The following is an 11843-nucleotide window of genomic DNA, read 5'->3' as shown; positions in this document are numbered from 1 at the left end:
TTGGGTGTTGTATAGTCAAGCCTCACGAGCAATTAGTATTGGTCAGCTTCACACGTCACCGTGCTTCCACACCCAACCTATCAACGTCCTAGTCTCGAACGGCTCTTTAGAGGAATAAATTCCTAGGGAAATCTTATCTTGAGGTAGGCTTCCCGCTTAGATGCTTTCAGCGGTTATCCCTTCCGAACATAGCTACCCGGCGATGCGACTGGCGTCACAACCGGTACACCAGAGGTTCGTCCACTCTGGTCCTCTCGTACTAGGAGCAGATCCTCTCAAATTTCCAGCGCCCACGGTAGATAGGGACCGAACTGTCTCACGACGTTCTAAACCCAGCTCGCGTACCTCTTTAAATGGCGAACAGCCATACCCTTGGGACCTGCTTCAGCCCCAGGATGAGATGAGCCGACATCGAGGTGCCAAACACCGCCGTCGATATGAACTCTTGGGCGGTATCAGCCTGTTATCCCCAGAGTACCTTTTATCCGTTGAGCGATGGCCCTTCCATACAGAACCACCGGATCACTAAGACCTACTTTCGTACCTGCTCGACTTGTGGGTCTCGCAGTTAAGCGCGCTTTTGCCTTTATACTCTACGCGTGATTTCCGACCACGCTGAGCGCACCTTCGTACTCCTCCGTTACTCTTTAGGAGGAGACCGCCCCAGTCAAACTACCCACCAGACATGGTCCTCGCCCCGGATTACGGGGCAGAGTTAGAACCTCAACATTACCAGGGTGGTATTTCAAGGACGGCTCCATTAGAACTAGCGTTCTAACTTCAAAGCCTCCCACCTATCCTACACAAGTAAGGTCAAAGTTCAATGTCAAGCTGCAGTAAAGGTTCACGGGGTCTTTCCGTCTAGCCGCGGGTACACTGCATCTTCACAGCGATTTCGATTTCACTGAGCCTCTGCTGGAGACAGCGCCGCCATCATTATGCCATTCGTGCAGGTCGGAACTTACCCGACAAGGAATTTCGCTACCTTAGGACCGTTATAGTTACGGCCGCCGTTTACTGGGGCTTCGATCAAGAGCTTCGCTTACGCTAACCCCATCAATTAACCTTCCAGCACCGGGCAGGCATCACACCCTATACGTCCACTTTCGTGTTTGCAGAGTGCTATGTTTTTAATAAACAGTTGCAGCGGCCTGGTTTCTGTGGCTGCCAATAGCTCAGGGAGCAAGTCCCATCACCGTCAGCAGCGTACCTTCTCCCGAAGTTACGGTACCATTTTGCCTAGTTCCTTCAGCAGAGTTCTCTCAAGCGCTTTGGTCTACTCGACCTGACCACCTGTGTCGGTTTCGGGTACGATTCCTGTGTAACTGAAGCTTAGAGACTTTTCCTGGAAGCATGGTATCAGCCACTTCACTGTACAAGTACAGCTTGCTATCAGTTCTCAGCATAGAGTACCCCGGATTTGCCTAAGATACATGCCTACAACCTTCCACCTGGACAACCAACGCCAGGCTGACTTAACCTTCTCCGTCCTCTCATCGCATTACACAGAAGTATTGGAATATTAACCAATTTCCCATCGACTACGCCTCTCGGCCTCGCCTTAGGGGTCGACTCACCCAGCCCCGATTAACGTTGGACTGGAACCCTTGGTCTTTCAGCGAACGGGTTTTTCACCCGTTTTGTCGTTACTCACGTCAGCATTCGCACTTCTGATACCTCCAGCATACTTCTCAATACACCTTCATCGGCTTACAGAACGCTCCCCTACCACTTGACTTAAAGTCAAATCCGCAGCTTCGGCACATAGTTTTAGCCCCGTTACATCTTCCGCGCAGGCCGACTCGACTAGTGAGCTATTACGCTTTCTTTAAAGGGTGGCTGCTTCTAAGCCAACCTCCTAGCTGTCTATGCCTTCCCACATCGTTTCCCACTTAACTATGATTTTGGGGCCTTAGCTGGCGGTCTGGATTGTTTTCCTCTTGACTACGGACGTTAGCACCCGCAGTCTGTCTCCCGGATAGTACTCATTGGTATTCGGAGTTTGCATCGGTTTGGTAAGTCGGGATGACCCCCTAGCCGAAACAGTGCTCTACCCCCAATGGTATTCGTCCGAGGCGCTACCTAAATAGCTTTCGGGGAGAACCAGCTATCACCAGGCTTGATTAGCCTTTCACCCCTATCCACAAGTCATCCCCTGGCTTTTCAACGACAGTGGGTTCGGTCCTCCAGTTAGTGTTACCCAACCTTCAACCTGCTCATGGATAGATCGCCTGGTTTCGGGTCTATACCCAGCAACTAAACGCCCTATTAAGACTCGATTTCTCTACGGCTCCCCTATTCGGTTAACCTTGCTACTGAATATAAGTCGCTGACCCATTATACAAAAGGTACGCAGTCACCGAACAAGTCGGCTCCCACTGCTTGTATGCATGCGGTTTCAGGATCTATTTCACTCCCCTCACAGGGGTTCTTTTCGCCTTTCCCTCACGGTACTGGTTCACTATCGGTCAGTCAGGAGTATTTAGCCTTGGAGGATGGTCCCCCCATATTCAGACAAGGTTTCACGTGCCTCGCCCTACTCGTCATCATTGTGTGTGCCCTTTCGTGTACGGGAATATCACCCTCTACGTTCGCACTTCCCAGAGCGTTCCACTAGAACACACACAACTTAATGGGCTGCTCCCCGTTCGCTCGCCGCTACTAAGGGAATCTCAATTGATTTCTTTTCCTAAGGGTACTGAGATGTTTCACTTCCCCTCGTTCGCTTCATAAGCCTATGTATTCAGCTTATGATACCCGCCTTATAGCGGGTGGGTTCCCCCATTCAGAAATCTCCGGATCAAAGGATATTTGCCGCCTCCCCGGAGCTTTTCGCAGGCTATCACGTCTTTCATCGCCTCTGACTGCCAAGGCATCCACCACATGCACTTAATTACTTGACTATACAACCCCAAACAGTCGTTAACACATACAAGTGAGTGTTATCGTTGCAAACTTAATTGCTACTATTCGTTGTCTGTGAACTTAATCACCATACAGCTTCAATCTAAATTCATATACCAAAACGCTTGATTCAGTGTTTTTGCTAGTTCTCAGATTAAATATCTTCTTAACAATTGCTTGTTAAGCTTATATTTAATCGAGTTTGAACAATTTATTTCAGACTCAATTTTCTAATCTGTTAATGATTAACTACCACCTCGTCGGTGAGTAGTAAACTGTGATAAATCACAGAGATTAATAAACCAGTCAAATTAGACTGTATTCACTAAACTCTATAATCTTCTTAGCTTGTACTCCGTAAAGTACATGGTGGAGACTAGGAGAGTCGAACTCCTGACCTCCTGCGTGCAAAGCAGGCGCTCTACCAACTAAGCTAAGTCCCCAGCTTATCACTTAATGAACGACATATCTTTCAATCTAAGCTACTGCAATCAGATTTGGTGGGTCTGACAAGACTTGAACTTGTGACCCCACGCTTATCAAGCGTGTGCTCTAACCAACTGAGCTACAGACCCTCAGATACATCTTCGAAGAACAACTTGTTGTGGATTCTTACCGGTCACCAATCTTTCGTTAAGGAGGTGATCCAGCCGCAGGTTCCCCTACGGCTACCTTGTTACGACTTCACCCCAGTCATCGGCCACACCGTGGTAAGCGTCCTCCTTACGGTTAGACTACCTACTTCTGGTGCAACAAACTCCCATGGTGTGACGGGCGGTGTGTACAAGGCCCGGGAACGTATTCACCGCGGCATTCTGATCCGCGATTACTAGCGATTCCGACTTCATGGAGTCGAGTTGCAGACTCCAATCCGGACTACGATCGGCTTTTTGAGATTAGCATCCTATCGCTAGGTAGCAACCCTTTGTACCGACCATTGTAGCACGTGTGTAGCCCTGGTCGTAAGGGCCATGATGACTTGACGTCGTCCCCGCCTTCCTCCAGTTTGTCACTGGCAGTATCCTTAAAGTTCCCGGCTTAACCCGCTGGCAAATAAGGAAAAGGGTTGCGCTCGTTGCGGGACTTAACCCAACATCTCACGACACGAGCTGACGACAGCCATGCAGCACCTGTATGTAAGTTCCCGAAGGCACCAATCCATCTCTGGAAAGTTCTTACTATGTCAAGACCAGGTAAGGTTCTTCGCGTTGCATCGAATTAAACCACATGCTCCACCGCTTGTGCGGGCCCCCGTCAATTCATTTGAGTTTTAGTCTTGCGACCGTACTCCCCAGGCGGTCTACTTATCGCGTTAGCTGCGCCACTAAAGCCTCAAAGGCCCCAACGGCTAGTAGACATCGTTTACGGCATGGACTACCAGGGTATCTAATCCTGTTTGCTCCCCATGCTTTCGTACCTCAGCGTCAGTATTAGGCCAGATGGCTGCCTTCGCCATCGGTATTCCTCCAGATCTCTACGCATTTCACCGCTACACCTGGAATTCTACCATCCTCTCCCATACTCTAGCTGACCAGTATCGAATGCAATTCCTAAGTTAAGCTCAGGGATTTCACATCCGACTTAATCAGCCGCCTACGCACGCTTTACGCCCAGTAAATCCGATTAACGCTCGCACCCTCTGTATTACCGCGGCTGCTGGCACAGAGTTAGCCGGTGCTTATTCTGCGAGTAACGTCCACTATCCAGTAGTATTAGTACTAGTAGCCTCCTCCTCGCTTAAAGTGCTTTACAACCAAAAGGCCTTCTTCACACACGCGGCATGGCTGGATCAGGCTTCCGCCCATTGTCCAATATTCCCCACTGCTGCCTCCCGTAGGAGTCTGGGCCGTGTCTCAGTCCCAGTGTGGCGGATCATCCTCTCAGACCCGCTACAGATCGTCGCCTTGGTAGGCCTTTACCCCACCAACTAGCTAATCCGACTTAGGCTCATCATTTAGCGCAAGGTCCGAAGATCCCCTGCTTTCTCCCGTAGGACGTATGCGGTATTAGCATTCCTTTCGGAATGTTGTCCCCCACTAAATGGCAGATTCCTAAGCATTACTCACCCGTCCGCCGCTAAGTGATAGTGCAAGCACCATCACTCCGCTCGACTTGCATGTGTTAAGCCTGCCGCCAGCGTTCAATCTGAGCCATGATCAAACTCTTCAGTTTAAAATCATTAGTAGCTTATGGCTACAAATCTTGGCTCATCAATTTTCTGACTAAAAATTCGCTCAAATAAACTTCGAGAAATTTTTACCATTCAATCAATGAAATATTTTCGATTGATCAACCAGTAAAAATCCACACAAGTTGTTCTTCTATTCTCTTAATGATCTTCTCGATGATTCGTCATCATCAAGCTAGGTCGGCTATATTACTCTCAATTTCTTAAAAGTCAACAGGTAATTTAGATATTTAGCAAACTTATCAATCAACTCAAGAATCTAACCACTTTAGCCAAATCCTTGTTTCTCAACAAGTTTTTATCTGCATCACCGCCGATGGATGTGCATTCTACAGCATTTCACATCAGACACAACCCCCTTTTTCAAATTATCTTAATTTATTGCTTCGAACGCTTATTTTTTGAACTGAACAGTTACTTTTAATGCTTTTTCTTTATGTTTAAGAACTTTTTTTAAACAATTAAGTCCAGTAGAATATGTCTCTTGCTTCACATTTTTTGGCACTTTTGATTGAAAATACGGTTTGCTGGTAAAAAGGCTCGATATTTATTGCTTGCTGCATCTTTTGCTGCGAGCCCGCTTTGCTATGCCATATCAACGCATAACTTCTATGAATTGGCTTTATCAATATTAAGTTATAGCAAATGGTCGAATACAAATCGGCCAACCATTTGTGTCATAGACAACCAAGATGCTGCGAATCAGTTCCAAAGCAATATTCGTCAGCTTGCTTATGAATATCAAGTTCAGGCAGTCAGCGCTAAAGACTTCCCGAAAACAGAATGTCATGTTGCCTATTTCACAACAACGTCACCGCAACAACAGCAAAACTTGATTCAAGCCTATCCGTCCCGATCGTTGCTTTCATTGAGCACCAATAACCCAGCCTGTGAAATTGGCAGTATTTTCTGCTTATATAACAAGAAGACCTTTTCTACTTTTAAGGTAAATTTGGATGCGTTAAGTTATTCCAAAGTGCATATTGATCCTCGTGTTTTACTTTTAGCAAAGAATGCAGGGTGAACAGGATGATTTCTAATTTATATCAATCAACTTCCTTGCACGCCTTATTCCGTAAGTCGCAGTTTGCGATCTTTGCAATTACTTTCGTAATTTGTTCTTTTACATTCGCCACAATTTCCATGTTCACTATGGAAACCTATGCGAAACAAAATTTACAGTTATTAAGCCAAACGGTTCTGGAACGTGTTCAACCTGCAGTGGTGTTTAGAGATAAAGGTGCAATTGATCAGATCCTTGATGATTACACCAGTGAACATGCTATACGTAGTATTCATGTTTATGATCCACAGCAACAACTATTGGCTGAAAGTACCAAAAAAGTTGCACATACATCAGTGATGCAAGATTTAATGGATCGTTGGTTTTTACATGATCCCGTTAAACTCATGGTAGTCCATCATAAGAAAAAAGTAGGCGAACTGGTGCTCTATGGTAGCTCCGAGAATATTTTGCACTTTTTAAAGACCATTATTATTGGTCTTGCAATTTCAATGTTCTTCATTGTGATTGCTTTATTGTGGTCAGTGAATATTACCTATCGCCAAATTATGCAAGCAATCAAGCCACTCACCCATATTGCACAATTGGTCAGTGATCAAAAGGCTTATAACTTACGCTTCCCCAATAACCATATTCATGAATTTCAAAATTTAAATACCGTATTTAATGAACTGTTAGAAGAAATCCAAATTTGGCATACTCATTTGCAAAAAGAAAATCGTCAACTGTCATTCCAAGCCCATCATGATCAACTGACGAGCTTGCCAAATCGTCATTATTTTTATCAAGAATTATTCAATATCTTCGAAAACCCGCAATATCGTCACAACTCGGCCTTATTATTTATCGACAATAACAAGTTTAAAATGATTAATGATGAGTATGGGCATTTAGCCGGTGATGCGGTTTTAAAAGAAATGGCGTCTCGTTTAAGACTATCGGTCCGCCATGAGGATTTTATTGCGCGTTTAGGTGGTGACGAGTTCGCCATCATTCTACATGCAATCCATCACACTGATCATTTAACAACAATCGCTGAAGGCGTTCTCGCAAGTTGTGAGCAGCCTTTAGCGTTTAACGGACAAATGATTCATTTCGGTTTTAGCTTAGGGGTTGCTTTTTCTCAGTTTGCAGAGAATCCAGAGGATTTAATTATGCAAGCCGATCAAGCCATGTATAAAGCTAAAAATTTAAACCCACATTGGTTTCTTTATAAACCAGAAATTTAGGACATGTTATGCGCACTCACACCATTAAAATTTCATTTATTGCGTTGCTCTGCCTAACATTGGCTGGCTGCTTGAGTTTTGGCCCGTTGAAATATCGTCAGGTCAAAATGCTGAAGAAAGAAGGTTTCGTGCTGACAGATGAAGGCTGGACACTGGGCCTACCTGAACGTTTATTATTTGATTTTAATAAGGCAGAGATCAAACCTGAACATCAAAAAGAGATTGTTCGTTTGGCCACGCAATTAAATAAATATGACCTACAAAAATTAAAAATTGTGGGTCATACCGATGATATTGGTAATCCAGAATACAATCAGAAGCTCTCGGAAGAACGCGCTCAAAGTGTTTCAACAATTTTTGTCGCTCAAGGCTTTAAGCAAAATAACCTAACTGTAGTGGGTCGCGGCTCAAGCCAACCTTTTGTAGCCAATACATCAGATGAAAACCGTGCCAGCAATCGTCGAGTGAATGTCATCATTATCCCATAAATGCTCATCACGATAAAAAAACCGACTTTATTAAGTCGGTTTTTTTATTTAAATCAGTTCAATGATATCAATCGTCGGTGGCACCCGAAATCGAAAAGGTACACCAACCATCCCCGTTCCCACCGTGACAAAAACATCCGCATGTTCATGGGTATAGAAACCTTTCTTGTGTCCCAGAATTGAAACGCGTTTCATAATATAACTGGTAATCCACGGTAATTCGATCTGCCCACCATGTGTATGTCCCGACAGCATTAATGGACGCGTTGGTAACTCAGGCACCATATCTACAGTGTCGGGATTATGTGACAAAATCAACCAAGGCTTATCTTGTGGTAAATCTGGCATAAAACGCATATTCGCCTTCCCTGCCCACAAATCTCCAATCCCGATCAACCGGAACTCATCAAAATCAACAATTTTCCCTTCGATATCTATGACATTGTTCTGTTCGAGTGCCTGACTTAATAATGCCTGAATTGGAGGACCTGGATATTGTTCATCATGATTACCTGGTACCGAATAAACAGGTGCCTGAATTTGCTTTAAAACCTCAAGCTCCTGTATCAAGCGATTTTCAGGTTCATAGGTCCAATCACCCGCCACCACAATCAAATCAGGTTGCGCTTGATTGAGTTTCTTTACAATGCTTTTTAATTGTCGCTCATGTCCTGAAAATAAACCCACATGCATATCTGCAACTAAAGCGACTTTAATCGGTCGGGTAAATTCACGTTCTGAATTGAGTCGATACTGATGATGTTGAACATGAATTTTGTGTGGCTCAATAAAACGCGCATAGATCAACACACCGCTAAGTAAAAATACAAATCCTGCTTGATGAAGATTGTAATATCCAACCCAGCCGGCATATAGACTAAAAAACCAGAGTGGGACTAATAAATAAGACAGATAAAACGCCAATAAATGTACAAAGGCTTTAAATGGATGGATGGTTTCTGTACGTGCTTGATGAACCCAAGCTTGAATCAATGCCCAAAATGCCAGAACGGCAAAAATAAGATAAAAACCAAAAATAATAGTATCCGAATTCGACATTACAGCCCTCATTAACTTTACCTTAGGGACATACATCTCATCTTATATTTATCTTTTTCGATGAAGTGGTATACTCGAGCCCAACTTTTAATCAGTAACGATTATGACGCAATTTTCTCATTTAAATAGCAAACATACAAAGATAAGTACAAGTACTTACAATAAAAGTATGGTTGCGATTTATTGCTCAATTGCACTGACCGTTACAGGTTGTAGCACCCTACCTAAACATAAAATTGAACCTGTCATTCAAACAACCACACAAATCGACACCTCACAAACATCTTTAGCACAGGTGATTCGCCCCCTACAAGAACAGCACCCCGAGCTCACGGGTTATCACGTTTTGTATGAGCCACTAGAAGCACTCGCAGCTCGACTGCGTTTAATTGATAAAGCTGAAAAAACCTTAGATTTACAATACTATATTTGGGACAATGACAAAGTTGGGGCTTTGGCCTTGCATGCACTGATCCGTGCTGCAGATCGCGGTGTTCGCGTTCGACTATTGATTGATGATAATAATGCCAAGCATACCGAAGGTATTTTTTTAGCTTTGGCACAACATCCCAATATCGAGGTAAAACTATTCAATCCTTACCGTTTCCGAAAATATCGTGCAATTGATATGGTACTGGATCTAAAGCGCATTAACCGTCGTATGCATAATAAGAGCTTTATTGCCGACCATCAGGTGGCTTTGATTGGTGGGCGAAATATGACCAACCAATACTACAATGTCAGTGATACCTATCAGTTTTCTGACGTGGATGTAATGCTATTCGGTACCGCTGTAAATGATATTTCCAAATCATTTGATGATTACTGGAATCATGAATATGCCTACGATGTCCGAGAAGTGGTTAAACAAAGTGCTCACCGTTTAAGCTATGAAAGTTTGAAAGAGCAACTTGATGAGCACTATAAACGAATCACGGTACAAAACTATGTTGATTTAACCAGCCACTCTCAAGCCGTCGACGCACTCATGGATCGGGATATTTCACTCGATTGGGTCAAAGCAGAAGTGGTAAAAGACTCACCTGATAAAATCAAATCTAAAGCTAAAAAAGAAGAACATCTCAACTTCCAGTTAATTAACCACCTCGAACAACCAGAAAAAAATATCGATTTAATTTCTGCTTATTTTGTTCCTGAAAAGAAAGGAACAAAAATTTTAAGTGATTTGGCAAAAGATGGTATCGAAGTCAGAGTATTGACCAACTCATTTAAAGCCAATGACGTAGCAGTGGTACATGCTTTTTATGGGAAATACCGCCAAGAACTGCTGGAAAATGGCGTACAACTATATGAGTTTTTACCTGCACTTGATAAAAGTGATTTAGATAAACACACTGAAGAGCTGGCAAAAAAAGCCAAGGTCAATATCAAAGGTTTAAGTCGTTCGAGTCTACATGCCAAACTGATGGCACTCGATGAAAAACAGGTCTTTATTGGTTCTTTTAATTTTGACCCGCGTTCCGCTTATTTGAACACCGAGATTGGCGTATTACTGAATAGCCCACCATTGGCACAAGCAGTACATGCGACCATGGATCAAAACTTAAAGACCTATGCCTATCGCTTGGTTTTAGATGCCAACAAGAAAATCACGTGGCAACGTGAAGCACCTCAAGGTCCTTTGATTTACACCAAAGAACCCAAAATGAAATGGTGGCAAAGAGCAGGCATGAAAGTGATTTCATGGCTCCCGATTGAAGGATTTATGTAGTTTCCACGCTTTCTGGTAGTACGGACAATACTTTTCGCTGCAAGCGCTCTAGACCAGCACGCATTTGGCGGTCGACTTCCTTGGTCAGCGTTTCTACCGTATGCCCTTCGACTGGAATCGCTGGTAATGTCATTAAATGTGCAGTGACTTGAGGCATCTCCAAAACACGTTGCACATGCTCTGCAAATGTCATTTCACCGATAAACGGCGCAACCAAATCCAGTTCACCTTGTTGGTTCACATAGCAAATCACACAAATCTGCACAGGTCGTTGCGCTTCAATTGCAGCACCTAATAAGCGGCCATGTACTTTTTTGACTTTACTGCCATCGGTGGTGGTTGCTTCAGGAAAGAACAGTACAGGAATATCTTGTTTTAAGAATTCAGTAATTTGCTCACGAATGCGAATCGAATCACCTGAGCCGCGCTTAATAAATAAAGTGCCACCGCCTTTTGCCAAATTGCCTAAAATAGGCCATTTTTCAACTTCGGCTTTGGCCAAGAAAAAGATGCGTGCACCCGAGCCCAACACAGCCACATCTAACCAAGAAATATGATTACTCACCCATAAGGCAGGCTCACGAGGAATGGTGCCATGAACTTGGACTTCAATATTAAAGACTTCACACAAACGACGGCAGAAATACTGTACATAACGGGTATTTACTGGATTATTTGGATCTTTATATAAACCATGACGGTAAATGAGATAGAAGCCTTCACCAATCGTCTCCAGACCAGAGGCTAATTTTTTACTGTATAAACTAAACTTCGAAAACAAACTTAAAGGTGTGTTATTTACTGTTGTTGCTTGTTGAGTCATAAATTCTTAAAACCGTACGCATGTATGCACGTGTGCATTGGATTAGTCTTGTTATATCATGCCGATATCAACTTATAGAAGTTTCCTCCATAACAAAAAACGAATGTGAGCATAAATTTTTTCAATTTTAAAAGATTTATCAGATCAAATATTATAAATAAATCGAATTTACAGATTAAAAGGTGATGTGATGAACCAGCAAAGCACGACATCTGAGCCACAAACCACTATTCCTTATGGCTATGCCTTAAGAATGTTTTTGGGATGGTCAATTTTGTATATGGGCACATTAGTCGGATTCATTGAACTTTTACGTCGTAATGTCATATAAATCCACTAAGTCTTTGCCCTTTGCTTGAAGTTTATTCTAGAATAAGATTTTAAAAATAAGGATTT

General features: G+C 43.4%; 7 protein-coding genes, 2 tRNA genes and 2 rRNA genes. 5 read left to right on the top strand and 6 right to left on the bottom strand.

The window, feature by feature from the left end; translation table 11 throughout:
• Positions 1 to 11: 11 nt before the first annotated feature.
• The 4 genes from F885_RS06865 to F885_RS06880 all read right to left on the bottom strand — a co-directional run bounded on the left by F885_RS06865 (position 12) and on the right by F885_RS06880 (position 5076).
• Positions 12 to 2903, bottom strand: a 23S ribosomal RNA gene (locus F885_RS06865).
• A 368-nt stretch (positions 2904 to 3271) separates the two neighbouring features.
• Positions 3272 to 3347 (bottom strand) — tRNA-Ala (locus F885_RS06870).
• A 55-nt stretch (positions 3348 to 3402) separates the two neighbouring features.
• Positions 3403 to 3479: transfer RNA gene (locus F885_RS06875), tRNA-Ile, on the bottom strand.
• 59 nt (positions 3480 to 3538) lie between these two features.
• Positions 3539 to 5076, bottom strand: a 16S ribosomal RNA gene (locus F885_RS06880).
• The 16S and 23S rRNA genes sit together here with 2 tRNA genes alongside, the layout of an rRNA operon.
• A gap of 566 nt (positions 5077 to 5642) precedes the next feature.
• On the opposite strand from F885_RS06880, the gene F885_RS06885 reads away from it, so the two are divergent.
• Genes F885_RS06885 through F885_RS06895 form a run of 3 tightly spaced genes read left to right on the top strand, consistent with a single transcriptional unit; the run spans position 5643 to position 7833 of the window.
• Positions 5643 to 6116 (top strand): regulatory sequestration protein YfiR, encoded by a 474-nt coding sequence (locus F885_RS06885; RefSeq protein WP_004804270.1) that lies wholly within the window; start codon positions 5643 to 5645, stop codon positions 6114 to 6116.
• A gap of 5 nt (positions 6117 to 6121) precedes the next feature.
• Complete coding sequence (locus F885_RS06890) at positions 6122 to 7345, top strand: diguanylate cyclase DgcN/YfiN (RefSeq protein WP_004804267.1); 1224 nt, start codon at positions 6122 to 6124, stop codon at positions 7343 to 7345.
• A gap of 8 nt (positions 7346 to 7353) precedes the next feature.
• Positions 7354 to 7833 (top strand): outer membrane lipoprotein YfiB, encoded by a 480-nt coding sequence (locus F885_RS06895; RefSeq protein ID WP_004804266.1) that lies wholly within the window; start codon positions 7354 to 7356, stop codon positions 7831 to 7833.
• Positions 7834 to 7881: 48 nt separating this feature from the next.
• Here F885_RS06895 and F885_RS06900 read toward each other — a convergent pair whose 3' ends face one another.
• The gene (locus F885_RS06900; RefSeq protein WP_005318127.1) at positions 7882 to 8892 is read right to left on the bottom strand and encodes a metallophosphoesterase; all 1011 of its coding nucleotides are present in this window, start codon (positions 8890 to 8892) and stop codon (positions 7882 to 7884) included.
• A 169-nt stretch (positions 8893 to 9061) separates the two neighbouring features.
• Here F885_RS06900 and F885_RS06905 point away from each other — a divergent pair, with 169 nt between their 5' ends.
• Positions 9062 to 10624 carry a phospholipase D family protein gene (locus F885_RS06905; protein WP_005318126.1) on the top strand — a complete coding sequence of 521 codons (1563 nt, stop codon included), beginning with the start codon at positions 9062 to 9064 and terminating at the stop codon, positions 10622 to 10624.
• On the opposite strand, the gene F885_RS06910 is transcribed toward F885_RS06905, so the two are convergent.
• Positions 10617 to 11447 (bottom strand): lysophospholipid acyltransferase family protein, encoded by an 831-nt coding sequence (locus tag F885_RS06910; RefSeq protein ID WP_004804261.1) that lies wholly within the window; start codon positions 11445 to 11447, stop codon positions 10617 to 10619. The genes F885_RS06905 and F885_RS06910 overlap by 8 nt on opposite strands.
• Before the next feature lie 190 nt (positions 11448 to 11637).
• Here F885_RS06910 and F885_RS21030 point away from each other — a divergent pair, with 190 nt between their 5' ends.
• The gene (locus tag F885_RS21030) at positions 11638 to 11778 is read left to right on the top strand and encodes a hypothetical protein (RefSeq protein WP_004804260.1); all 141 of its coding nucleotides are present in this window, start codon (positions 11638 to 11640) and stop codon (positions 11776 to 11778) included.
• The last annotated feature ends 65 nt before the right edge of the window (positions 11779 to 11843 follow it).

Origin of the sequence: Acinetobacter higginsii, from assembly GCF_000369845.1 — a bacterium.
Classification (GTDB): domain Bacteria; phylum Pseudomonadota; class Gammaproteobacteria; order Pseudomonadales; family Moraxellaceae; genus Acinetobacter; species Acinetobacter higginsii.
The sequence above is the reverse complement of the archived record's forward strand: the minus strand, read 5'-3'. Positions and strand labels throughout refer to the sequence as shown.